We start from the raw sequence: 24,331 nt of genomic DNA, 5'->3' as shown, positions 1-24,331 counted from the left end.
GAGTGAAGAACCGGGACTAGTGCAATAACCAATGGAAATAGAGGATGGGATCTTGAGGAAATGAAACAAGCTGAAACAATCTCATAAACTGCGACTGTTTCAGCGAGAGGGATACAAGTTACTTCAGGGTGAAATAACTCACCGATTTATTCAACTCATTGGCCAATTCATCCAATGCAGCTACCGTATCGCGACATTGTTCAATTGAATCCGCAGTGCCTTGCACCATTCCTGAAATATTTTCGACGTGCATAGTGAGTTCGTTTGAGGCTTGCTCCTGCTCGGAGGTCGCACTTGATACTTCACGGATCATATTCAAGGTATCGGTTGAACTGGTTTGCACGTCACCAAGCATTTGAGTCACCTCAACTGAGCTAGAAACGCTATCTTGAACTTTCGGAAGGATAGACTCTAAAGCCTTCGCCACTACGTCAGTATCATTCTGAATCACGTTGATAGTCTCTGTAATTTCAGCGGTTGCGGTTGCGGTACGTGAAGCTAAGGTTCGCACCTCGTCGGCGACCACTGCAAAACCACGACCTTGCTCACCCGCTCTAGCCGCCTCAATTGCCGCATTCAGTGCTAACAAGTTGGTTTGGTCGGCAATGTCTCGAATCACTTTCACAATACTGCCGATTTGATTAGAGCGATCTTGTAGGTTTTTAAAGTCGGACATTGAAGTGCTAATTTGCTCAGAAATTTGATTAATCACATCACTCGAGCGCTGCACCAATAATTCACCATTTTTACAGACCTCGTAAGAGTGCTCTGAATTTTTCTCAGTTTTTTCTGAACTAGAAGATATTTCTTTGATACAACTGGACATCTCAAAGATCGATGCGGCGGTAGAAATCGATGCGTCTGAAGCGCCCTTTGAAGTATTGGTAATCATCGCTACCTGCTCATGTAAAGCTGCGGTCGCTTCCGTCAGATGATTTGAACCTTTAAGAATATCAGCAACCATTGTCTTCAATGAGTTTTGCATGAAAGCAATTGAACCAAGCAAGCTATCATCGGAAAACTTACCTTCAATTTTTTCCGACAAGTCTCCTTTAGCGATGCGACTGGTCACCTCAACCGCGTAATTTGGCTCTCCGCCTAACTTAGACAAAATGAGTTTCAACATAAATATCGTTAAACCAACCACCACAATAATGATTGCAGCCGCGATTAACAAAAACTTAAAAGCAAAATCCCAGTAAGTTTGCTCAACATCATCCATATAGACGCCGTAACCCACTACCCAATTCCACCCTGGAAGTTTAGTCATCCCATTTACCTTAATCACTTTAATGTTGGTATTGGGTTTAAGGTTACTTCCCACAGAGAAGGCAAAGTCTTTATTCTGGAGCTTCTCCATATGCTCCTGATAAGACTTCTGAAAAATGCCCATCTTCTCGGGACGAATATGTACCCTAGACATGCCCTTGTTATCATTCGACCATACATAGGAAGCACCAAACCGGATCCCCGATAGAACTTCAACGACTTTTGCTTCTGCCTCTTCGCGCGTAATTAGTCCCTTTTTGTTTTGATCAATATAAAGTTGAGACTGAGTACGGGCAAAAGTTAATATTGACTGAATTTCATGTTTACGGCTCTCGATCAAACTAGACTTTAACTCCGTTAATCCAAAAATACCCAGTGAAATAAATCCCAAAATAACAACGATCATTAAGTAAGTTAGTTGTCTTGAAAGCTTCATATGCAATTCCATTTATCCATAGTTTTATTATCCATCACTTAGCCAAGCGAATAAGTACATTATGGAATGCCTCCTTCACTCTAGCCAATTTAATCGCGTTTTTTTTACAAATTTTTAGCACTAAAACAAAGCCTAGTACTTGATTATCTTCAAGCAGATAAGACGTTCATCAAGCAATCACTCCCCTTCACCACAACGATGGCTCACGTTCAGCAAGCCAAAGGCGCTTATTCTGCATAGCAAGTGGATCACAAATCAATATAAAACGTATCCAACCTAAAAAATAAAACGGTATTTTATTTTATAATGAACAGCGGCCTATCAGAAGAATAGGGAATCGACAGATATAGCGTGAATGGCAAGAATCATTTACAAAGTCACCAGAACAAGCCTATCGTTTACATACATTCAAGAAATAAAATCGGTATTCCGTTCTGTGCCACGGTCTAATCAGACCTAATGTTTCAGCTTGCGCTGCATCAATGGCGGAGAGCCTTCACTTTACTCTAACCACAAAATAGATCGGGTCGTCACACTGATTTAAAACATAAAAAAAGCGGCACGAAATGTTGTGCCACGCTTGTCTAATCAGACTTAATGTTGCAGCTTGCGTTGCATCAATGGCGGAGAGCCTTCACTTTAACTCTCGCCGCAAAATGGAGCGGGTCGTCACACTGATTTAAAACATAAAAAAAGCAGTACGAAATGTTGTGCCACGCTTGTCTAATCAGACTTAATGTTTCAGCTTGCGCTGCATCAATGGCGGAGAGCCTTCACTTTGGTTCTCGCCGCAAAATGGAGCGGGTCGTCACTCTGATTTTAAACATAAAAAAAAGCGGCACGAAATGTTGTGCCACGCTTGTCTAATTAGACCTAATGTTTCAACTTGCGCTGCATCAATGGCGGAGAGCCTTCACTTTACTCTAACCGCAAAATGGGCCGAGTCGTCACACTGATTTTAAACATAAAAAAAGCGGCACGCAATGTTGTGCCGCTCTAGTCTAATTAGACCTAATGTTTCAGCTTGCGCTGCATCAATGGCGGAGAGCCTTCACTTTACTCTAACCGCAAAATGGGCCGAGTCGTCACTCTGATTTTAAACATAAAAAAAAGCGGCACGAAATGTTGTGCCACGCTTGTCTAATTAGACCTAATGTTTCAGCTTGCGCTGCATCAATGGCGGAGAGCCTTCACTTTGGTTCTCGCCGCAAAATGGAGCGGGTCGTCACACTGATTTTAAACATAAAAAAAGCGGCACGAAATGTTGTGCCGCTCTAGTCTAATTAGACCTAATGTTTCAGCTTGCGCTGCATCAATGGCGGAGAGCCTTCACTTTGGTTCTCGCCGCAAAATAGGTCGAGTCGTCACACTAATTTAAAACATAAAAAAAGCGGCACGAAATGTTGTGCCGCTCTAGTCCAATTAGACCTAATGTTTCAGCTTGCGCTGAGTGTGGAGAGAGTACTTACGTACAGGGGCAGCTATACCCCGGGTGTAAACCACGAGCCCTTAAGCTCGCTTTTTGTGCCCTTCCTTCAAGTGCACAAAATCGACATCGTCATAACCTTTAATATCAAAAGCTTGACCAAATCCTTTTACATAACGTCCGTTAATCGGCGTTAAACGAAATAACTTAAAATCACTTAACTGACGAAGATTTTCGACAATATCGCCATGGCGTTTGGCTAATAAGTCCAGCACTTGCTCTCTGGGCTCGGCATCGACTTGTTGCGCAATCACTTCATAGCTCAAGCGTTTACGGGCATAAATTTGCTGAGAACTAGTCTCGTCTTCAATCAACATTAGCGCGGCTTTTTCATGCGCACGTAAATAGTGAGCATGTTTGGAGATGTCGCTAATAAAAATAAAAAATGCAGCCTGATAAAAAACAAACGGCGAATACGAATTGTGAGGGAAACCATCTTCCCCCTGAGAAGCCAGTATTAAACTCTGCTGTTGTTCGATAAAATCTGCAATTTCGGGCCCTAAACGCGAGGCCAAACGCTGCTGTTTCTCACTCTTGTCACTGCTCACTAGCAATCCTCTACTTCTTTCACAGCCATTTTTTGCTTTAATAACTCAAAACGTTCCACTTGATTGGCGAATAAGACTCGCTTACGATCACGCCCCAAGTACACCTTAAAAATGGTGTCTCCCCTATCATCAAAAAATTGGAAGCAATAACTTTCTGTACCGCGCAAAGGTTTACTCACTAAGGCCACTTGAGCGATGTTTTCTAACTTAAGATGACCATGTAAGTGGCTTTGCTTGTCCATTAAGTTGTAATAACCATGACCCAATTTCCCGGCTGGAAAACTATCCTTAATTTCAAAAACTGAACCCGCAATCTGAATAATTGTGGTTAATGGTCCCCAACTCGGCAAATCATAGAGTAACCATTGTAATTGTTCAGTGACTAACCAACATGCCATGTGTTCTGGCAAGTGGGCGACAACTTCTGCTTCACTAGATTGAGCTTTCTGGGCTAATTGAGCCACACTTAAATCGGGATACTGCTCAAGCACGTCTGCTACAGATAGCGTCATTTAACTCTCCTATCGACCACTGACTAAGCAAACGCGACCGTCCGCTTAACAACAATATAACCACCTTAACCCAATCATCAATCGAATGCAAATCATTATCATTTGTATTTACTTGAATTTGTTTTATCGATATTCTGTTGCTTAATTGAGGGCAATAGCGGAATAAAAATAGATGGGAAAGTTAACTATCGCGATCGCGCTATCCGCTGCTATCCACGCCTATTTTATATTACTTAAACCTTCACCAAGCCCTCTGCAACTAAATAGTAGTGGCGACATTGTGGCATCGAAGGTCGATGGAATCAGTATTAGTACCAAAATATTGAATGCGCCAGAGCAAGCTGAAGCTCCTTTTATAGGCGAGCCAGATGTCGCCCAAGCTCTGGTCGAACATCCTCCTCAGTCGGTGATGCAGAGCGAGTTATCTCCGCCCCCCGCTCAAAAACCAAAGCGCAAGCCTAAACCCCAAACGACACCAACTAAATCGATAGGAATCGTTGAGCATGAAAAACAGCCCCCAACAGACGCACTGCTTCACGCCGTCCGCCAAACCCAAGCAGCGCAACCGCAACAAACTAAAAAGACGCCTCTGCCCACAACTCACCCCAAAGCAAAGCCAGTTAATCAGCAGCGCACTAACCCTAACAAATTAATACCAGAGGCTGAGCAATTAACTCAAACCACCTCAGGAATACCGCAACAATCTAGCCGCTCGAAACCGAGTCCGCAACAAGGTCTAGCACAACTACCAAGACTCAATAGCCAGCCACAATTTGCCCATCCACCGAAAGCCCCGGTCTATCCACGCTTGGCAAAAAAACGCGGACAGCAGGGCAAAGTGATAGTGGAAGTTTGGTTAGACCCTAAAGGACGGCAAATCAAGCGGGAAATAAGCACTAGCTCAGGCATTAGTAGCCTCGACCAAGCCGCATTAAACGCCGTTCAACAATGGCCCTTTAAGCCACTAGTGATTGACGGTCAAGCGCAAATGTCTCGCGTATTTATTCCGATTAAATTTAAATTAAGTTGACCCTATGCAAATATTCTCTATGGATAAACTAACGGCTTTTAGCCAAATCATCACCGCAGACCAGCTCGGCGACTTACGTTGGCCAATCATCGCCTGTTCAATACTCGCCTGCGCAATCATTGCCGAACGAGTGATCAGCTTAGCCACGGTGCAACTCAGTAACTATCAACGAAATTGGTTACAATTAGCTACTCACCTGCTGGTCAATAATCAAACGTCCTGCCAGCCAGGAGCTCGCTGTTTTTCCCAATCTCGTAGCCTCGCCCGCAAAGCAATTTGCCTATTGCTGGTTCATCGTCATCAAAGCAAGACACTTCGTGAGGAAATAGCAGCCGTTTGGTTACGCCAACAGCAACAAAAACTCTCTCGAGGTCTCAAAGCCTTACACATTCTAGCGCTAATTAGTCCCTTACTCGGCTTACTCGGCACCGTGCTTGGCTTAATTGAGATGTTCGATGTTCTGGCCAGTACCGAGCAAGCAATTAACCCAGCAATGCTAGCACAAGGCCTTGGGACAGCGATGTATACCACCGCAGCAGGCTTAATGGTGACGGTTCCCGCACTTGCCTTTGCGCATGCTTTGAGCTTGTGGAAGGATCAAATCGTGCACCAACTGGAAACAATGATCAATCAAGCCAACTTGATGATTGAAGGTGTCGATACCCTTGCCGACGATGCAAAAACCCTTGCGGCCTTTCAACCGGAACTTCAGAGCCCCGCATGATCCGTATAGAACAAAAAAATAGTGGCTTCAGCATGATGCCGGACCTAACAGCCCTATTAGACATTATCTTCATTGTATTGGTGTTTCTGCTGCTCACGGCAAACTCTCGGGTTTATCAGATGAAGATGAACCTGCCACAAACCGAACAAGCACAGCCCCAAGCTGCAAAGCAACCCGCCGAGCTACAGTTGAGTCTATTTGCGGAATCACCTAAATGGGGGCTTGGACAACAACGTTATCAAAACTTTCAAACCTTTGCCGCTGCCTTAAAACAGCAGAGCCAACAACAACCTTTGGCTCATACCAGCCTCGCCAGCGAGCGCCAAGTTCCAGTCGAACAATTGCTCAAATTGCTTGAATTATTACAACAACTCAAGATAGAGACCACTCAAATTTTAATGGAAAAAAAACATGATTAAGCATCAACCTTTGCGCTTTCTTTCACCGCTATTCTGCCTAACTATCGCGAGCCTATTCTACTCGTCAATCAGCGTTGCAGAGTCGCCACTAAAACACGTGGTGAGTGCTGGTGCTAACATTACCGAAATAGTGATAGCCCTTGGCGCTGAGAAACAACTGGTAGCAGTAGATTCAACCAGTGACCTGCCACCTCGGCTTAAGCTACCGGTGGTTGGTTATCATCGCCAACTCAGCGCCGAAGCCTTACTCGCTTTAGGTCTAGATGGTTTAATTGGCAGTGATGAAATGGGGCCCGAAAGTAGCTTGCTTCAATTGCAGCAAGCTGGAATTGCAGTACATCGTTTAAATAGTGAAGCGACTATCGCTGGCCTCGAGCAACGGATAGTCCAACTCGCAGAATTATTAGGCCATCCGCAACAAGGGCAACAGCTACAAGCCAAACTAAAACAACAAATTAGCCACTTAAAACAACAAGCTAAAACTGCTCGCCAACTCAATAGCTTATTTTTCATCAGCCACGATGGCAAAAAACTAATGGCGGCGGGAGATCACACAGCCGCCAATAGCATCATCGAACTGGCTGGTGCAGTAAACCTTGCAAAACCGCATATTAACAGCTACAAACCGCTCTCGAACGAAGCCATTTTAGCCTTGCAACCAGAACTGTTATTATTTAGCCAACGAAGTTTAGACGCCCTCGGTGGGCCACAAGGTGTAATTGATAGTTTTCCGGTATTAGCGGCGACGCCCGCTGGACAACAGCTCGCAATTTATGCGATTGATGGACATGCACTAATTGGTGGCTTAGGTTTAGCAAGCTTAGAACAAGCAACACGGCTAAGCCAACGCCTACAATAAGCCCAATAATATAAACAGAGCTGAATGTATAAGCTCAATTACTCGCTATTTAACCTTTACAAGGTTGTATTAATGTCGCTATTTTCGCCAAAGTCGGTCTCCCCCAAAATCAGCTTGTCTCGCTGGTTTATGTTGGCCTCCTTACTGTTACTCATTGCCGCAGGCTTGTTGTCTGTCACTCAAGGGCCGATGAGCATTCCCGTGGCAGACGCTTTAAGAGCTTTAGTGCCTTTTTCTCTGCATTCAGATGCTCCAGCTCACTACCAACTAGTGATCACCGGTATCCGCCTACCGCGCACCCTGTTATGCATCGCCGTGGGAGCTATTTTAGCCATGTGCGGCGCGGTCATGCAGGGCTTATTTCGTAATCCTTTAGCCGACCCCGGTATTATTGGCGTCTCAAGCGGCAGTGCTGCTGGCGCTGCCATAGCCATTGTGCTGCTGAGTCTATTAGATTGGCAGCTCCCAAACGTGGTGAGTAGTCTGGCAATACCACTGTTTGCCTTTGTCGGCGGCTTTATCACCACTATCTTGGTTTATCGCTTGGGGACAACAGCCAATGGGACTTCGGTGGTCATGATGTTATTAGCGGGCATCGCCATTGGTGCGCTTTCTGGTGCTGGGATCGGCCTATTAAGCTATTTGGCTAACGATCAAATGCTACGCGACTTGAGCCTGTGGCAAATGGGATCACTGGCGGGAGCCAGCTGGAATAATATCTTATTGGCTTTTATTACCTTGACCATACTCACGGTAGTGTTTTGCCGCAAAGCCAAGGCCTTAAACGCACTATTATTAGGCGAAGCAGAAGCTGGCCACCTAGGCATCGATGTACAAAAACTCAAGAGTCAACTGATCTTCTTTACCGCGCTGGGAGTGGGGATTGCAGTGTCGGTATCCGGCTTAATTGGTTTTGTCGGCTTAGTGGTTCCCCATTTAGTGAGAATGTTACTTGGGCCCAACCACCAACAACTCATTCCTTTTAGCGGCTTACTCGGCGCAGCACTATTGTTAATGGCGGATCTTATTTCACGGATGATCATTAGTCCTGCTGAGCTCCCCGTAGGCATCGTGACCGCACTGGTTGGCGCGCCCTTCTTCATATTCTTGCTGTTACAACAGCGGCAACGCATTGCCTAGGACGACTATGACTCTTTCAACTACCGTACAGCTCAGCAACATCGGTCTCACTCTGGGTAAAAAGCAACTCTTTAAAGACCTATCACTGGCGTTTTATCCAGCCCAACATACCGCCTTGTTGGGCTCTAATGGGGCAGGTAAAAGCTCACTACTCAAGCTCATTTCTGGCGATCTTGAAGCCCCCACCGGCATACTCAGTATTTTACAACGCCAACGCAAACACTGGCGACGCACAGAATTAAGCCGCCATCTCGCGGTACTCCCGCAAAGTTCAGCCTTAAGCTTTGCCTTTAGCGTTAGCGAGGTAGTTAGTCTCGGCTTAATCAACAGTAAATTAAGCCACCAGCAGCAGCTACAAATCGTTGAACAACAACTGGAATTGATGGACATTTGGCACTATCGCGATACGCCCTACCCGCAACTATCGGGCGGTGAAAAACAGCGGGTTCACTATGCTCGCGTCACAGCGCAACTCGCCGACACCCCAATAGAACAACAAATCTTACTCTTAGACGAGCCCACCAGCGCCTTAGATTTAAACCACCAGCAAGCCTTGATGCAACATGCCTCAAAACTAAGCCAGCAAGGTGCCACGGTGATCAGTGTGGTGCACGATCTCAACCTTGCCTCACGTTACTGCGAGCGAATCGTATTATTAAAGCAAGGTGAAATATGTGGCGATGGCTCTCCTGAGCAAGTGCTCACCGAGCAACAAATTGGCACGGTATTTAATTATCAGCCACAAATTATGCGCCACCCCAAATATGGCTTTCCGGTGATCATTTAAACTGTAGTCGCTCAGACTATCGGTCATCCTCCTCTGTGTACTTCCTCAGCAGGCTTGCAATAAGCCTGTTCCCCCTTAACTAAGCGAAGCGTTCACTGCCCTGCGACTGATATTCAAAACATCAATCACGGGTAACACACAGAAATAAAAGATATTTATCTAATTTTAGCAATCTGGACCGCAATAAAAATAGCAGTATCATGGACGATTCATTGACCACCTAATTCAGGTTAAGCATTTATTGTTTTGACGCCAATTATCCAAGCCATAAATAGCACCAAAATGATGCTGAATCAGCCTCAGTCTAGGATAAATGTGCTAAATTTATATGTATAAACGTGTTGAACTTAGAGCATGGTGCTTTACAGCTAACAGGAGACTTTTGTCTGACTGGCCTATAACAAACACAGGACTTGAGGAGCATGATGTTCAGGCTTTACTAGCAAGCTGGACTCCCCCTGAAAGTGAGCGCCGCCGGGAGAAAGGCCCCTCTTTTGTAGAACGTTGTAACGTTGCTCAAAGGAGAACTTATGAAACGAGTATCCATTCTGCTTTTATCTGTTTGCCTCATATTCGGATTTAGCAGTATATTCAGCGATGGCTCAGCCAAGACTATCGTTATGTATCCAAATATTGATGGACTTGAGGAAGCCAGCTTTGGCTATCAAATGATGGCCTTAGCGCTCAAGAACAGTGGAAAACCATATCAACTGCAACTCTATCCCTTAGCAGTCAACACAGAGCGGGCTTTTAGCCTGTTGAGCGAGGGTAAACTCTCTGCCGCAGACAACGCGGCCGATAGTTCGCTGGAAGAACAGTTCAACATGGTTCCCATTCCCCTCGATGGCGGACTGCTGGGGTGGCGACTGTTTATTATCCACCAAAATCAAGTTGAAGATTTTGCCAAGATTAAAACTTTACAACAACTTCACAGCAAAACTGCGGGTCAGGGAAGAGCTTGGCCGGATGTGGTCATTTTAAAAAGCGCAGGTTTGCAGGTAATAACCTCGTCCAAGATCGAGAACTTACTTAAAATGCTTGATAGAGAACGGTTTGATTTCTTTCCATTAGGGGCGGGAGAAATCTACGGATTCCTCCGGTTCTACAAAGCAAAACTGCCAAATCTGGTGATTGAGAATAGCCTGGTGCTGGTCTATCCATCGGGGCATTTCTTTTATGTCAATAAAGAAAACACCGAACTCTATGCCGACATCATCAAGGGCTTAGAAAACGCCTACTCGCAAGGGAGTTATCAGCGACTAATGAGCAACCATCCATTTATGAAGGAGGGTCTCGGCAAAGCTCAGCTTGCAACGCGAACCGCCATCCATATTAAAAACCCATTGAACAGTGAGAAATTCAATGCGATTGATGCAAAATGGTTCTATCGTCTTGAGTAAGCGAACGCTGCTCACAACTTATACCAATCTGATTTATTATATGAGCAACTTATGACGCAGAATAAATTTGCCGATAACCAGACATCAAGCGCAGTGACTCGTGGCTCTCCTGAGCAAGTGCTCACCGAGCAACAAATTGGCTCGGTATTTAATTATCAGCCACAAATTATGCGTCCCCCCCAGTACAGATTCCCGGTCGTTATTTAAGTCTAAGAAACCAAAACCGTTGGCTCGATAAACATTAAACCTTCCTGGTTCACAATCGATTTGCTCAGTTACCTAAGCTTAGGTAAAGCGTCAGTCCAAAGTGATTGACGCTTTACTTGGGACGGTTAATTGACACAGTGGATGCGCAACAAGCATCAGAATTTTTAGGACGTGATTACCAGTGATATTTAAAATCTAGAGCACTAAATCTGCAAATTGGTCCGCTAACGCAACAATCTCTAGATAAGTGACTAATTTAGAAAAATTTGATTTGAATGAGTAAGTTAATAAGGAAACAACCAGCTTGGAATTGACCATCCTGATTATTGCTTCACGAAGGATAGCGGTTTTCACAGCGATACTTTGACCTACTTTTAGCAAATAATCAATTCAATTGCTGCGCCCTGTGGGGCTTTAGATAAGCGATGCATAAGCAATCCAACGAACATAGTAAGCTATTTGGACTTCCCCAGATTTACGATACACTTCTAGCTCAGTCGCATAATGTACTCACCATAGATTTTAATCAGGAGTGAATTGAACAATGAAAATCAGGCGCTTGGAACGATCAGATAATACCGATTTATTTGATATCTATAGCTTTTCATCGGTTTCTGAAAATACCTCTCAGTTACCTTTTCTTAGCTCTGATATTGTGGCTAATTTATTTGATAATCTAGAGCAATACACCTTAGTAGCTGAGAGTAACGGCAAAGTTGTAGGCCACATAACGCTTTTCTTAACCAACAAAATTCGAGATAGACACTGTGCAGGGATTGCAATTGCAGTACACCCCGACGCTCACGGCAAAGGTATTGGCAAAGCACTATTACAAGAAGCGATAAACCAAGCTGATAATTGGCTTAACCTCGTTCGTTTAGAGTTGGAAGTACATATTGACAACTCAGCGGCGATATCACTTTATAAACGGGTCGGCTTTGAAATAGAAGGAACAAAAAGGCTAAGTACCTTTAAATCGGGTCGCTATATCGATATGCACATCATGTCCAGAATACGACCAGACCATGGTTTCATTGCCAGCTAAGGCGTGATGACGATTCACGACCCGGCCCTGCAATGTTGCCTGCAAGCAGCATAACTGTTCAACAGATCGCCACGCTAAGTCAGACTTTCCAAATATTCACATTAATCACAATATGGATAGCAATGAATCCCTTGCAAGCGACAGCTGCGCTTATAGGAAGCCACCAACATGGATAAATTGGGCTGCTCTCTTGTGCGAGCGACGATAAGCCAAGGGACGATACCCAGTAAAGCTTTTAAAACGAGCACTAAAGTGAGCCTGAGAAGAAAATCCGAGCTGGTAAGCAAGCTCGACCAGACTAAGCTGACTAACTGGTGTAAGCTTAGTTGGAAGCTAGTTTTGTTCGATGAAATCTTGGCAACGCTGCAACGGAAATGGAGCTACACCACCGCTGCTTGGTAAGTCAGTAAAACGCCTATCGACATAGTTTTTCGGCAAATAGCCAAGTAATAGTTGGCTTACTGATTCGAAGGCCAGTTGCGCACTGCCGTCTTGCCAGTTTAACTTCAAAGCCCAGTGTTGCAGTAGGCTGCTGATGGCCAGTTCGTCGATAAAAGTTAAATCTTGTAGGCTAACTTGTGCCGCACTTTTATCCCAAGTCTGCTCGATACAGCGACTGAGATCATCATCTGAAAAGTACAGATGTACAAAACGCAAGGGGCCATCAACCTGCCAATGTGATTCATGCCCTGCAGGCATGATGCATAACTTGCCCGGTGCTCCACCGCCAATCGACTGCGCTCCAAGCACCCGTTTGGTTTGATATCCGCCAGACAGATAGAGACTTAGGGTGTGGTGTTCTGGCTTCTGATAGGAAGTCACATCATCCTGATTAGACCACAGCGCAAAACCTAACTGCCGATTCAAATTGACACGGTTATGCAGCACTGCCCGAGCGTTGCTCAGCCGTTCGAAAACATGAACTCGTTGATTTTGTTGATATAAATGTGAATAATTCATCACGCCACCAGCGCATGGCTGCTTGCTCAGGGAGATTCGTCCATCATAAGTACGAATTAAGATTAAGCAAGCGTATCAGAAGCAAAGATGGCTTGTTTTAATTGAATACTTTCAATAGAATCCACGGCAAAATGATAAGCACGGTCGATAGACTTACGACAAAGCTTGTTCGGCTGTGGCATCCCTCCTAGTAACATCCGGATGTAACTCTTCGCTCAATAGCAAGGTGGCTTTAACGCCCCTAAAAATATTCACTGTAATCACCGAAAGAAGGATCTCATGACTAAGCTTCAGTGGCTGAAAGCAAGCCTATTTATCGCTTTCTATTCCCCCTTCTTCGCCGAGGCTGTCGTCGAAGATAACTTCGATTCTGAAGAGAAACCCTATTTTCCTATGGGGGCAGAGCAGGCAAAACAGCGCAACCAAAGCTTGCCGAAACCCTATGGCTTCAGCCTAAATTATCTGGGAATGTCGCAATCTTTAACGAGCGATAACATTTCTTTCTCAGGCTTAGGAGCACTAGAGCCCTTAATTGATATTGAAACCAGTGATGCAGTGCAAGATTCCGAAACATTGAGTTTTAAAGCCGATCTGTGGCTCAGCCCCTTTTTAAATGTTTACGGGCTACTCGGCTATACCAAAGGTAGCAGCATTAGCGACGCACAAATCAACTTCGCAGGTCAGCCTTTATTAAGTCCTTTTCAAATAGACCTCGAGTTTAAAGGCCTTACCTATGGCGTCGGCAGTACCCTTGTCGCGGGAATTGGCAACTGGTTTAGTGTATTCGACATTAACTATAGCCGCACCGATCTCGATATTCTGAATGGTGAAGTCAATACGCTCGTCATTAGCCCTCGCCTTGGCTATCGCTGGGAAGTCAGCGGCCACAGCATTCAACTGTGGGGGGGAATGATGTACCAAAACTTAGAGCAAAGTTTTCATGGTGATATATCCGAACTCGGGATCGCTCTCCCTCCGCAATTTCCGAGTAATACGAGGTTTGATGTAAATCAGCGATTAAAAACACAATGGAATGCACTATTAGGCGCTCAAGTCTCTCTCAACGACCGACTGGCGGCACTACTAGAACTAGGAATGGGCCAACGTACCAGCCTTATGTTAAACCTAGGCTACCGTTTTTAATTTAGCTGGAATCTTCACTTAAATCATTCACCTTAAAAAGCTGAGTCGTTCAAGTTTAGCCCCCCCCCAAAAAAATCAATTTACGTTTCTGTAAGAGGGATGGTGAAAATGCTTTTGATTGTCATCTCCATCAGGTTTTTAGGATAGCTGAACCACAACCAGTAAATTTTACGCAGAGGAAGGCTTTGCATTTGCTAGAATGAATTTATACACTTCGCCATCGCCGTTGTAATGGAGCGCATTGATGAAGCCAGCAGAAAACACCACCCGTATTCGCACCCGAGTCCCCTTTCAAGTTGGACGCCGCAGCGATATTCCTGCCGAAATGCTGTCATTTAGAGATCTGAGTAGTGATAAAGAACATGTCGCACTGGTCTTCAAAAATGCCGACAGCCAACAACAAAACCCTCTAGTGAGGATCCATTCTGAATGCTTAACCGGCGATGTATTTGGTTCTTCACGGTGTGATTGCGGTGAACAGCTCAATGAAGCCATCGAAAAAATGGCCGAGCAAGGTGGCATTATCCTGTATATGCGCCAAGAAGGCCGTGGGATCGGTTTATACAACAAGCTGGATGCCTATCAGCTGCAAATTAAGGGTATCGACACCTATAGCGCTAATAATCAATTGGGCTTTGATGACGACTTGCGAGACTTTGGCGAAGCAGCTCAAATGCTTAAAGCGATGGGAGTGAACCAGCTGAAGCTACTCAGCAACAACCCACGTAAACAAACTGCCCTCGAAGAAAATGGCATTATCGTCAGCGAAATGGAAAGCACAGGGGTCTATCGTAAAGTCGACAACCATTATTACCTAGTAACCAAAGCCACCCGCGGTAAACATCGACTCAAACTCAGTAAAGATCTGCTGTCTTCTGAGTAAACCACTCAGTCCCTACCGAGTAACGAACAAAACAGTCCAAGCGAAGAGTGCCCTGAGCGGCACTTCACCGCCACAATACAAACCGCGAGGCGGCTGCTCTTTTTGTAAAATGCGCAAGATTCGATAAAAACACCTAAAATTGCGCAAAGATCTGTAATCATCGGCCTGACGACTCCAGCATAATAGAACTCTTTAATTGGGTATCGATGGCCGCGCAAGGAAAGCTTAAATGATTGCTCTTATTTATGTAGCAACCGTAGGGATCTGGGGGACAACTTGGTTAGCGATAGCCTATCAAATTGGCGATGTGCCCATCGCTAATTCCATCATGTATCGATTTGCTATCGCCGCGTTAATATTAATGATTTTTTTACGCCTCAGCGGACGCTTACAAAAGCTCAACCCAAAACAACACTTCAGTTGCTTACTATTAGGCCTGTGCCTATTTAGCTGTAATTTCATGCTGTTTTATCATGCCGCACAATACATCCCCAGTGGACTGATCTCGATTATATTTTCCATCGCCACCATCATGAATATGGGCAACAGTTGGCTGTTCTATAAACAACGTCCGAGTCTAAGGCTATTAGTGGGCGGAGCCATTGGGATTAGTGGTATCGTGTTATTGTTTTACCCTAATCTACAACAAAGTGAAGGCTTGGGTAAGCAAGTGCTTGGGCTTTTGATGGCATTGGCGGGCACTTACTGCTTCTCTTTAGGCAATGTGCTTTCAGCAAAACAGCAAAAGCAAGGCTTGCCGGTGTTGTCAGTCAATGCCTATGGCATGGCCTATGGCGCAAGCTTCCTGCTATTGTGGTGCCTGCTCAGCGGCCAAGGTTTTCATCTCACTAGCTCTGTGAAGTATTTGAGTAGCTTATTCTACCTTGCCTTAGTGGGGTCGGTGTTAGGTTTTAGCTTCTACCTGATCTTGGTGGGACGCTTAGGCCCACAAAAAGCCGCCTACACTACGGTGCTGTTTCCTGTGGTTGCCTTAGGCCTATCGACCCTGTTCGAAAGCTACCAATGGACACCACTAGCCTTGCTGGGAGTCGCCACCGTATTCATTGGGAATCTGATTGTATTTACCAAGGGCAATCCGCTTCGCCGTCGTGCTCAACCACCGCTCGCCAACTAGCAATACAGCGCTTAGCCACGACAAAGCACTGTGACTTAGGGTAAGGCGATCAGATTAAGATGGTTATCCCATTGCAGCGGGCTTTGTGCCCGCCAATCTTCCCCAGAGCCTCGTTGCCCGAGTAATTGGCCTTGCCCAGTGCTTGCTACCCAAGTCGTTTCGCCACCAGCCAAACCACAAACATCATCCATTTGCACTAAGTGACTCAACTCGCCTTGCGCCTCCGACCACACTCCCAATTTGGCCCCCCGAGGAGAACTGGCTAAAACTTCTCCCTGACTACAGGCAATACTGCCAACATAGCGATCGAATAAGCCCCAATAATCAGCATCGGGATCCAGAGCCACCAGCGGCCCCTCACCATGATGAGAGTACACAAGAGAACTAATTTCAGCCTCCGGATCTTGCCCCTGACAAGCCAACCATAGGGTATCGCTATGCGCTGAGTAAGCCAAATGACGAATACTAAGCTGATGATCAGCGAGGCTTCGACGCATTAACTGCTCACCATTAAGGCTGTTGAGATAAATCAAGGACGGACGCATCGTCGCAAGGTTAAGCTTTTCACGGCCTCGAGTATGGATCCCCCCCACAGCCACCACTAAACGTTGCCCAGGTAATACCAATAACTGATGGGGACCCAAGCCGCCAAGCGGCCAACGGGCACTTAGCTGCCAAGCCGTTGCCGAGTCGGAGCGTGAATAAACCAGCACATAACCTTCACTGCTATCCTGCTCGCCCGCGGTAACAAACATGCGCAAAGCATCTTCAGAGAAACTCGCATGCCCATAAAAATGCATGCCCATAGGTGGCTGCAGAGTATCGAGAATTTCACCGTGACGAGGATTAAATAGCACGATGAATTTCCCCGGGCGGCGCGCGACACAAGCCGCCAAATCAAACTCCGGTTTTGCCACGGCCACCTCATGGCCTCGCGCGGCCAAAGGGATTTGATATTGCACTGCCCCATCAAGCGTTACCGCGCTCAATTGATACTCCAGCGCTTGCTTGGAGCAGCCCAAGAGCAACATGTTGCTCGCTTGAGCATCGTCTGCTTCAAGTAATAATTTAGCCGCAAGCCCGGGACGAAACCAACCACACCCCAGGCTTAAACAACCGAGCCGCACCAATAACTGACGGCGATTTAATTTAGTCGCCATCATTATTATTAAACCCTAAATCAATCGACAAGGCTTGCGGGATCTGTTCCATAAACAAACTATCCAAGCGTGCCAGTTGTGGTTCAGCCTGCTGCCATGCACTTAAATCGCTTTGCTCTGCTAACGGCTCTTGTTGAGGCATGCTGGCCAACACCGCCGCAAACTGTTGCGAAACCTGCTTGGCAAGCGTGGGCTCAAGCTGTTGCAGATAAACTGCCAAATATTTCGTATAACGTTGCTGTAATAAAGCGAGTTGTTGGTTGAGTAAGTGCAGGCTGATATTAGCGCGCCACGCTTCTCCTTGATAAGGTCGCAAGCGCTGATGTTTCTCGGAATAAAGCGCACGGTACTTGCGCAGCATAATACTACTTTGTAAACGATAGCTGTTCAGTAGATCGCTGCTTAACTGTGGAAAGAGCGGCGCTTGGTCTTGATGTATTGCAAGGCTTTGCAGGCCTTTACTCACGAGCGTCACCACGGGTAAATACCGACTGAACTGGGACGATAAGACATCGCAACGCTGTTTGGCCGTCAATTCACTAAATAATAAATACGCTTGGCTGCGCAAATTACTATGTGTGGTACTGAGCTTGGGTTCGGCCACACTTAATGCTGCCTTTACCTTGCGTCCCGTGGTGTCTTTTTTATCTGGCCAGTAACTAATCGCCCAATTTAATTTTAAGTCCAGCAGCGGCCCTAAAGCACTGGCCTGCAGGGGTAAATAAGCCTGATAATTAGCTTGCCAAGCTTGCTGACTGGCGGCTAAAGCAGCGGCACTAGGCGCAGCACAATAGCTTACAACTTGCTGTTGATAAGCCTGCGCAGCCTCAAGTAACTGACCCCCTAAACCGCTGATATACTGTTGCTCCTGCTTCAACCAAAGGCTTCGTGGGTTATTATCCGCCTGCACCGACGTCAATCCCAGCAATCCCAATAGGCTAAACGTCAGTACTCGTAAAAAATAAATATTCATGACAACTTCCTATAAGGAATTAACAAAAGCGACCAGAGCCTCTCGTTCGCTTTGACTTAAACCAGCAAAGGCCTGTCGAGCAGGTTTGGCTTCTCCGCCATGCCAAATAATCGCTTCGGTAACATTGCGCGCCCGACCATCATGCAGAAATTGACTATGACCATTCACCACCTTGGTTAAACCTATCCCCCACAATGGCGGCGTACGCCATTGCTGGCCATTGGCTAAATATTCCGGCCGACCATCAGCTAACTCACTGCCCATATCATGCAGCAACATATCAGTATAAGGATAAATTCGCTGCTCACTTAAAGCCGGTAAATGCGGGCGTTTAGCCGTAGTATAGCTGCGTCGATGACAACTATCACAAGCCAATTGAGTAAACAATTGATCACCCTGTTTCACCTGCGGATCGTTATAATCACGGCGTCGAGGAACCCCAAGGTGACGCGAATAAAATTCAACAAAACCAAGCAGCTTATCACTCACCTCCGAACCATCGGGATCGACCCCAGAAGTCGCCGCTAAACAAGCCGTTTGAGGCCCGGTACAGTGATCTTTGCTAAATAACAAACTGGTAATGCCAATATCACCATTAAAGGCCGCCGCATTCTGCTGCATTAAGCTAGGTTGCCCGGCCTTCCAACCAAAACGCCCCAAAGTGAATTGCTGTGTTTGTTGATCCCATACTCGATTCGCCAGTCCACGGATCCCATCATGATCGCGGTCATCTGGATCAGCATTAGCCAAAATATCTTGCTCGCTAATACTTTCCAGCAAACCAAGGCCGATCATCGGCGAAGCCACCCGTGGCGAAAACATGGTATCGGGGTGCATCGGTCCATAACCGAGTTGATCCACCTGCAAGTGCGGCTCTCGCAGCGTCAACTGGCTCCCATCGGCAAACTGAAACGGTTTATCGGTATAACGAAAACGCACCCGGGCTTCGGGCGCGACACCCGCAATCGCTTGATCTTGAATTTGCCCCCCATAAGTCGGTTCCGGTACCACGCCGTCATGCTGTTGTTGGGCCTTTTGTTGCTCGCTCACCGCCGGAATACTGATCCGCACCAGCATCGATACCGCATTGTCGTCGCCAACTTCAGCGGGATGTCCACGACCATCTTTTAGGTGACAGTTTTGGCAAGCATTAGTATTAAACAAGGGGCCGAGGCCATCTCTGGCAATCGTGGTTGCTGGTGCAACTACCCACGGATTACGAAAGAAACTATTCCCGGTACTGAAATTTAAGCGACCTTCAAAATCTAAATTGGCTGCTGGCAAGGAAAAAGCATTCTCGTCCACTCGCCCCACGGTGGTCCCCCCACCCGGTTTTTTATCATTGGCCCAACTTGCGTTGCTTAACAGCAACGCTACAGCCATCAACTTTATCATCGTGACTTTCACGCTGACTCTCTCCCAAGATGAATAATTATTTTTGAAAGCACAAAAGGGAGCTATAGCTCCCTCATATGGTTTACCTGTTATTTTTAGAATTCGTGATCAGCGGTATCAGGATTCAAGTTTTCGATACCGAGCACTTTGGCACTGGCTTCAATGGCTCGGGTTTGCTCGACTAAAGCCATAATGGCACCATTAATCAGAGCATGACCTTGCAGATTGTCAGCCGCAATGAGTTGGTCAAAGTGAACCCCATTAGTTTCGGCACTTTCTACTAACTTAGCCGTTTGCGCCATTGATTGAGCAAATGAGTAACGGTTATGCTCGGCAACTTTCGGGGCTTGTTGCGCCACCAATTGCGCCAAACTGGCACCGCTAAAGCGCGAACCATCTAAACGCTGAAACTCAGCGAAATAGACATTGCTGATGCCACGGTTATTGTAGTAATGAGAGTTATGGGTATTGTCACTAAAACAATCGTGCTCATCTTCGGTGGAATTGGCTTCTAAAGCGACTTTCATCCGCTCGCCAGCAAGCTCGCCCAAAGATAAGCTACCCATGCCAAACATCATTCGGCGCAAGGCCTGTTCACTCGGTTCGGCCATGAGTTGCGTTTGGTAATCACCGCCTTTAGCCCACTGCTGACTCATCCAAGCTAAATCGCTCACCAGTAATTCACTCACCGCCGCTAGATAATCGCCCCTGCGTTCACAGTGACCATGAGTACAAGCTTCACCCTTGACATAATCAGTATAAGATCGCTCTCCTGCGCCGGGCTCTGTACCATGCAAATCTTGCCCCCATAATAAGAATTCAATCGCATGATAACCAGTTGCGACATTCGCTTCGGAGCCAGCAAGCTCATTCAGTGAAGCCAATAATTCAGGGGTAATATTCGATAAATCAATTGCTTGCTCGCCTACCTGAAGAGTGGTATTGGCAATAATATTTGCAGTCGCACCAGGATTACCAAGTTCATATTGGTAATCACTCGCCACATAATCGATCAGGCCTTCATCCAAGGGCCAAGCATTTAATTGGCCTTCCCAATCATCAACGATTGGATTACCAAAACGAAACACTTCACTTTGCTGATAAAAACGACGGGCGACTTTCCAAGCTTGCTTCGCGGCCAGTAAATGCTGAGCTGAAGGTGCTTGGATAAGAGCCTGAGTAGTCTCTTGCAGCCTTAAAGCACTGCTATGTGCATCACTATATACAGCATGCGCCAATGCCGCATAATCTGCGACAACCTCTGTTTGTGTCACTTGAGCATACACACTGGTGGTCAGCAAGGCCGCTGACCCTAAGGCAATTTTAAATACGTGCATCGTCATCCCTTTTGATAATCTATATGATAATTGTTATCATTATCTTTGAGGCATGCTTTTAAGTAAACAAAAACTTGACCTTTTGTAACAAGAACACAACAGGAAACCTAATGCACTGACATTTAATAACTTACAAAATGTCATTTGCCTGTCACATAATTTTTGTTAAATGCTCGCCGTCAGTTTGTTTTACAACTCACTTGAGGATTAAATCATGCTTAGCACCGTGAATGGAAAACAGTTTTGGAAGGCTTTACGCAAAAAGGGGATACCGCCATCGGTATTCGCAATGAAGGCCAATTGTTCATTAAATAGTGTATATAACTTAAAAGAACGTAGCTATATACCCGTTAAATTTGCGCAAGTATTAGACAGTATTCAGTAAGCAATATCAGCCTTGGAAAGGTGCAACAACCAGCCGCCTTATTCGCACATCAAGCATTTACTGCCTTAGACAGCTGCCGTGACCGACATCTCAACTAAAATTTCTTGTCGAGCCATATGTGCTTGCACGCAAGCCCGAGCGGGCGGCGTCACATCACTAACCCATGCATCCCACACTTTGTTCATTTCTACAAAATCATCCATGCTGCGCAAATAAATAGTCACGCTTAATAGCTTCGACTTATCGGAACCAACGCTTGCCAGCAGTTGTTCCACTTTTTCAATCGTGGTACGCGTTTGCTCGGCAATACCATGGGCTGTGTCTTTAGCCACTTGGCCACATAAGTATACGGTATTATTGTGAACCACAGCTCGGCTCATTCGGGCTTTACTTTCAAAGTGTTGAATAGACATGTTAGGGCCTTAATAAATAGACTCGCAGTGCGAGTAAGCAAACAATAGATGATGTTAACGCGCTAACGATAGCGGGTAATGACGTTGCCCAGCCAATTGCTCAGCCAATTCCAGCACCTGCTGATAGGCGATACCTTGAGTGCTTTGTAATTCATTCATCACCGCATTGGAGGCCTCGGCATTGAGTAAACCTAACTCACAAATATTCTTAATGATTTGCTCCGCGGCACTTAAGGCAGAAGAAAACTTAACAATTTCGGTTCGTGCGTAATGTGTCTTATCAAAAGATACACTGGCTGCACGTAGGCTTGGATCACTCCCCGGGATTTGCTGTGCCCCAAACAGTGGCCGACCCGCCACAGCAGCATCTTTAAAACTAGGTAGGTAACGGGACATATGTTTGACAGCCTCTGCGGTGCGTAGCTCAACCTCTTCGCTTTGCCAGCCTTGAGTGAGCTTACGAGTCAGTAAAGGACTCAACTCGGGCTGAGCGCTATGCTCGCTAGATTTAACCAAACCGCCTTTAAACAAGGTAATGGTATCGGTCATCCCATGCAGTTGAAATAAGCCATCGGGATAAGGGGTTAATTGCGCCATACCATTAGGGGTGCCGCGCTCACCATGCACGATCAACTCAGGCCAACGGCCATTTTGACTCGGCCAATTGGCTAAGTAAGCGGCTTTAAACTCGACCATACGACTGCGGCTTAACTTAGCCATATCATCCAACTCGCCGCTACGATAACCACAGGCGTTAATCAGATAGTCTACTTCGATACTTTGGCGACCCTGCTGATCTTGATAATCAACGCGCCAACGCGGTGAACCGCCTTGCAACAGTTCGATATGCTGCACCTTGGTTGAGGTAAGCACTGAACAATCGGCTAAACGCTGCGTCGCCAAGGCCACCGTAGCGGCAACCCGCAACAAACTTAAGCCGTATTCTTGCACCTGTACAAAAGGGTATTTGAAAGCCGATAAATCCAAGTATTTAGCCACCGGGATCATCCAATCATCCATGCTACGAGGTTGCTGTAGCGGCTCACGTTTAGCCAGCGCTTCCAGTTGTTCTCGACTATATAAACGATAGTAATCTTCTGCGGCACCAAGTTTTTGATTTTGCGGATCTTGTTGAATTAAATCTGCATAGTGCGCCTGCAACTTTCGCAACCGAGGCAGCAGCGCTTCAGGTTCACCGGGATCATTCATGGGGACGCTAATCACCGTAGGACGAAGATTGACCGCATGCGGAAAAACCCGCAAGGTATTAATCGACTGCTCTAACAGCTTAAGGCACTGTGCATCGGATATTTCTCGATATAGGTTCCCTCCCGCATGCAAATGGCAGGCTGGCGGGCCGTTCACCAAACTTGGACCTTGTTCAAATAAACTAACCTTCGCGCCCAGCTCGGCAAGTTTTAAAGCAACTGCGGAACCGGCAATACCACCACCCACGATGGCAATCTGCGGAGAAAAGTCTGAATCTGTCCTCACTGGGGGAGTATTTGTCACTACACTGTCATCCACTGCTGAAAATATTCACTAGGCTCATCATTCTAACCGCCTCAATAGTGCAATGAAATACGCAACTGACAGATAGATCGATCGTAATATGAAGAAAACTAGAAGAAAAATTCAGAAATGAAAAAAGCCAGCTCATCAGCTGGCCTTTAAAATATTGGCAGGGGCGGAGAGATTCGAACTCCCAACATTCGGATTTGGAATCCGACGTTCTGCCATTGGAACTACGCCCCTGCAACGGAAACGAATTATACATAAGCCTGTTTAAAGGTAAAGCGTTTATCTCTCGGCTTTGTTTAAGCGAACAAAGAACCAGCAATTCAGCTAAAAAATCAACATTCTAGCCACATCAATTCAGCTGATTGCGCCAATATAAGATAAGGTCTGCGAAGCACTTTGCTTAAGCAGCATTAATTAGCATCAACAAACGAGGCTAAACGTTTTGCGCGCTAATCTTTGCCTTTAAAAAATCACTATGACTTAGATAGATCAAGTCGGAGATTTGACGGATCAGTGCTTCTTCAAATGGATCTAAGGTTCCATCCACATAAGCAACCTTCCATAAGGCTTCGGTAAATTGATAACGTAATTGGTAATCGAGCTGCTTCACATGGCGAGTAAAATCGAAAACCGAAATCGCTTGTTGGGCCTGAGTTTGCGCTTGCAACAACAAATTCTCCGCCTCAACCTCGGTCAACTCGAATAAACGCTTCATCTTGGTCAAAATTATCGCGTTTTCACTATTTGTTTGTTGGTTATCACTCTGACTCAGTTGCACTAGCAAAGTAGCGGCCGCTAGTTCGACACTAAGATGTTGCTGTTCTGTTGAGCCAGTTGTGGCCTGAAATAGTTCTTTAAGCGCCTTGAGCATCGCATATCCTAAAAACAAGCAGGGAGGATTGAGCAGGATAAACCAGCTGATTTTAAAAACCAAATCTACCAGCCGAATCAACATTAAAAATGAAAAAGCCCCGTCGTATGACGGGGCTTTAAAAAGAATGGTGCCGATTGCCGGAGTCGAACTGGCGACCTACTGATTACAAGTCAGTTGCTCTACCAACTGAGCTAAATCGGCACACTGTTGGTACACGTTGATATCTGCTATCAACGGGGCGCTATTAAACGGATTTTCGGTGAGTTTGTCAACGCTGAAAAGCAAAAAAA

The 24,331-nt window shown here is 46.0% G+C and carries 25 protein-coding genes and 2 tRNA genes; 13 read left to right on the top strand and 14 right to left on the bottom strand.

Annotated elements, in window-relative coordinates; all coding sequences use genetic code 11:
- Nucleotides 1-118: 118 nt before the first annotated feature.
- The 3 genes from ACRRSX_RS05265 to hutX all read right to left on the bottom strand — a co-directional run bounded on the left by ACRRSX_RS05265 (nt 119) and on the right by hutX (nt 4,251).
- The gene (locus tag ACRRSX_RS05265; protein WP_432454244.1) at nt 119-1,705 is read right to left on the bottom strand and encodes a methyl-accepting chemotaxis protein; all 1,587 of its coding nucleotides are present in this window, start codon (nt 1,703-1,705) and stop codon (nt 119-121) included.
- 1,509 nt (nt 1,706-3,214) lie between these two features.
- Nucleotides 3,215-3,739 carry a pyridoxamine 5'-phosphate oxidase family protein gene (locus ACRRSX_RS05260; protein WP_432454245.1) on the bottom strand — a complete coding sequence of 175 codons (525 nt, stop codon included), beginning with the start codon at nt 3,737-3,739 and terminating at the stop codon, nt 3,215-3,217.
- A complete protein-coding gene (gene hutX / locus ACRRSX_RS05255) occupies nt 3,739-4,251 on the bottom strand; it encodes a heme utilization cystosolic carrier protein HutX (protein WP_432454246.1) in 513 nt (170 codons plus the stop codon). Before hutX ends, ACRRSX_RS05260 begins: the two co-directional genes overlap by 1 nt.
- Before the next feature lie 172 nt (nt 4,252-4,423).
- On the opposite strand from hutX, the gene ACRRSX_RS05250 reads away from it, so the two are divergent.
- From ACRRSX_RS05250 to ACRRSX_RS05210, 9 genes are all read left to right on the top strand, one after another.
- Complete coding sequence (locus ACRRSX_RS05250) at nt 4,424-5,281, top strand: TonB family protein (protein ID WP_432454247.1); 858 nt, start codon at nt 4,424-4,426, stop codon at nt 5,279-5,281.
- A 4-nt stretch (nt 5,282-5,285) separates the two neighbouring features.
- Nucleotides 5,286-6,005 (top strand): MotA/TolQ/ExbB proton channel family protein, encoded by a 720-nt coding sequence (locus ACRRSX_RS05245; RefSeq protein ID WP_432454248.1) that lies wholly within the window; start codon nt 5,286-5,288, stop codon nt 6,003-6,005.
- Nucleotides 6,002-6,424: an ExbD/TolR family protein gene (locus ACRRSX_RS05240; RefSeq protein WP_432454249.1), complete on the top strand. Its 423-nt coding sequence runs from the start codon at nt 6,002-6,004 to the stop codon at nt 6,422-6,424. The genes ACRRSX_RS05245 and ACRRSX_RS05240 overlap by 4 nt, the downstream gene beginning before the upstream one ends.
- Nucleotides 6,417-7,283, top strand: a complete 867-nt coding sequence (locus ACRRSX_RS05235) for a heme/hemin ABC transporter substrate-binding protein (protein ID WP_432454250.1) — start codon at nt 6,417-6,419, stop codon at nt 7,281-7,283. The genes ACRRSX_RS05240 and ACRRSX_RS05235 overlap by 8 nt, the downstream gene beginning before the upstream one ends.
- A 72-nt stretch (nt 7,284-7,355) precedes the next feature.
- A complete protein-coding gene (locus tag ACRRSX_RS05230; RefSeq protein WP_432454251.1) occupies nt 7,356-8,423 on the top strand; it encodes a FecCD family ABC transporter permease in 1,068 nt (355 codons plus the stop codon).
- A gap of 7 nt (nt 8,424-8,430) precedes the next feature.
- A complete protein-coding gene (locus tag ACRRSX_RS05225; protein ID WP_432454252.1) occupies nt 8,431-9,210 on the top strand; it encodes a heme ABC transporter ATP-binding protein in 780 nt (259 codons plus the stop codon).
- A gap of 530 nt (nt 9,211-9,740) precedes the next feature.
- On the top strand, nt 9,741-10,610 hold the full coding sequence (locus ACRRSX_RS05220) for a hypothetical protein (protein WP_432454253.1): 870 nt from the start codon (nt 9,741-9,743) through the stop codon (nt 10,608-10,610).
- Nucleotides 10,611-10,661: 51 nt separating this feature from the next.
- Nucleotides 10,662-10,817 carry a hypothetical protein gene (locus tag ACRRSX_RS05215; RefSeq protein ID WP_432454254.1) on the top strand — a complete coding sequence of 52 codons (156 nt, stop codon included), beginning with the start codon at nt 10,662-10,664 and terminating at the stop codon, nt 10,815-10,817.
- Between the two features lie 544 nt (nt 10,818-11,361).
- On the top strand, nt 11,362-11,862 hold the full coding sequence (locus ACRRSX_RS05210) for a GNAT family N-acetyltransferase (protein ID WP_432454255.1): 501 nt from the start codon (nt 11,362-11,364) through the stop codon (nt 11,860-11,862).
- A gap of 150 nt (nt 11,863-12,012) precedes the next feature.
- On the opposite strand, the gene ACRRSX_RS05205 is transcribed toward ACRRSX_RS05210, so the two are convergent.
- Both ACRRSX_RS05205 and ACRRSX_RS05200 read right to left on the bottom strand, forming a co-directional pair.
- On the bottom strand, nt 12,013-12,159 hold the full coding sequence (locus ACRRSX_RS05205; protein WP_432456094.1) for an AraC family transcriptional regulator: 147 nt from the start codon (nt 12,157-12,159) through the stop codon (nt 12,013-12,015).
- 36 nt (nt 12,160-12,195) lie between these two features.
- Nucleotides 12,196-12,822: a hypothetical protein gene (locus ACRRSX_RS05200; RefSeq protein ID WP_432454256.1), complete on the bottom strand. Its 627-nt coding sequence runs from the start codon at nt 12,820-12,822 to the stop codon at nt 12,196-12,198.
- A 279-nt stretch (nt 12,823-13,101) separates the two neighbouring features.
- Here ACRRSX_RS05200 and ACRRSX_RS05195 point away from each other — a divergent pair, with 279 nt between their 5' ends.
- The 3 genes from ACRRSX_RS05195 to ACRRSX_RS05185 all read left to right on the top strand — a co-directional run bounded on the left by ACRRSX_RS05195 (nt 13,102) and on the right by ACRRSX_RS05185 (nt 15,983).
- Nucleotides 13,102-13,965 (top strand): virulence protein, encoded by an 864-nt coding sequence (locus tag ACRRSX_RS05195; RefSeq protein ID WP_432454257.1) that lies wholly within the window; start codon nt 13,102-13,104, stop codon nt 13,963-13,965.
- 244 nt (nt 13,966-14,209) lie between these two features.
- Nucleotides 14,210-14,848: a GTP cyclohydrolase II gene (locus ACRRSX_RS05190; protein ID WP_432454258.1), complete on the top strand. Its 639-nt coding sequence runs from the start codon at nt 14,210-14,212 to the stop codon at nt 14,846-14,848.
- A 229-nt stretch (nt 14,849-15,077) separates the two neighbouring features.
- Entirely contained in the window at nt 15,078-15,983 is a 906-nt protein-coding gene (locus ACRRSX_RS05185) for a DMT family transporter (protein WP_432454259.1), read from the top strand.
- 35 nt (nt 15,984-16,018) lie between these two features.
- On the opposite strand, the gene ACRRSX_RS05180 is transcribed toward ACRRSX_RS05185, so the two are convergent.
- The 4 genes from ACRRSX_RS05180 to ACRRSX_RS05165 all read right to left on the bottom strand — a co-directional run bounded on the left by ACRRSX_RS05180 (nt 16,019) and on the right by ACRRSX_RS05165 (nt 20,848).
- The gene (locus ACRRSX_RS05180; RefSeq protein WP_432454260.1) at nt 16,019-17,146 is read right to left on the bottom strand and encodes a DUF1513 domain-containing protein; all 1,128 of its coding nucleotides are present in this window, start codon (nt 17,144-17,146) and stop codon (nt 16,019-16,021) included.
- On the bottom strand, nt 17,133-18,116 hold the full coding sequence (locus tag ACRRSX_RS05175; RefSeq protein WP_432454261.1) for an imelysin family protein: 984 nt from the start codon (nt 18,114-18,116) through the stop codon (nt 17,133-17,135). Before ACRRSX_RS05175 ends, ACRRSX_RS05180 begins: the two co-directional genes overlap by 14 nt.
- Before the next feature lie 9 nt (nt 18,117-18,125).
- Nucleotides 18,126-19,523: a di-heme oxidoredictase family protein gene (locus ACRRSX_RS05170; protein ID WP_432454262.1), complete on the bottom strand. Its 1,398-nt coding sequence runs from the start codon at nt 19,521-19,523 to the stop codon at nt 18,126-18,128.
- A gap of 83 nt (nt 19,524-19,606) precedes the next feature.
- On the bottom strand, nt 19,607-20,848 hold the full coding sequence (locus ACRRSX_RS05165; protein WP_432454263.1) for an imelysin family protein: 1,242 nt from the start codon (nt 20,846-20,848) through the stop codon (nt 19,607-19,609).
- A gap of 214 nt (nt 20,849-21,062) precedes the next feature.
- Between ACRRSX_RS05165 and ACRRSX_RS05160 the strand changes: the two genes are divergently transcribed.
- Nucleotides 21,063-21,233 carry a hypothetical protein gene (locus ACRRSX_RS05160; RefSeq protein ID WP_432454264.1) on the top strand — a complete coding sequence of 57 codons (171 nt, stop codon included), beginning with the start codon at nt 21,063-21,065 and terminating at the stop codon, nt 21,231-21,233.
- A gap of 65 nt (nt 21,234-21,298) precedes the next feature.
- Here ACRRSX_RS05160 and ACRRSX_RS05155 read toward each other — a convergent pair whose 3' ends face one another.
- The 5 genes from ACRRSX_RS05155 to ACRRSX_RS05135 form a co-directional block, all read right to left on the bottom strand.
- Nucleotides 21,299-21,646: a RidA family protein gene (locus ACRRSX_RS05155; RefSeq protein WP_432454265.1), complete on the bottom strand. Its 348-nt coding sequence runs from the start codon at nt 21,644-21,646 to the stop codon at nt 21,299-21,301.
- A 54-nt stretch (nt 21,647-21,700) separates the two neighbouring features.
- On the bottom strand, nt 21,701-23,158 hold the full coding sequence (locus ACRRSX_RS05150; RefSeq protein ID WP_432454266.1) for an FAD-dependent oxidoreductase: 1,458 nt from the start codon (nt 23,156-23,158) through the stop codon (nt 21,701-21,703).
- A 167-nt stretch (nt 23,159-23,325) separates the two neighbouring features.
- A tRNA-Trp gene (locus ACRRSX_RS05145) sits at nt 23,326-23,401 on the bottom strand.
- Nucleotides 23,402-23,600: 199 nt separating this feature from the next.
- A complete protein-coding gene (locus tag ACRRSX_RS05140; RefSeq protein WP_432454267.1) occupies nt 23,601-24,038 on the bottom strand; it encodes a TerB family tellurite resistance protein in 438 nt (145 codons plus the stop codon).
- Nucleotides 24,039-24,166: 128 nt separating this feature from the next.
- Nucleotides 24,167-24,242: transfer RNA gene (locus ACRRSX_RS05135), tRNA-Thr, on the bottom strand.
- Between the last annotated feature and the right edge of the window lie 89 nt (nt 24,243-24,331).

The sequence above is a fragment of the Agarivorans sp. QJM3NY_30 genome, from assembly GCF_050870855.2.
GTDB lineage: Bacteria > Pseudomonadota > Gammaproteobacteria > Enterobacterales > Celerinatantimonadaceae > Agarivorans.
The sequence above is the reverse complement of the archived record's forward strand: the minus strand, read 5'-3'. Positions and strand labels throughout refer to the sequence as shown.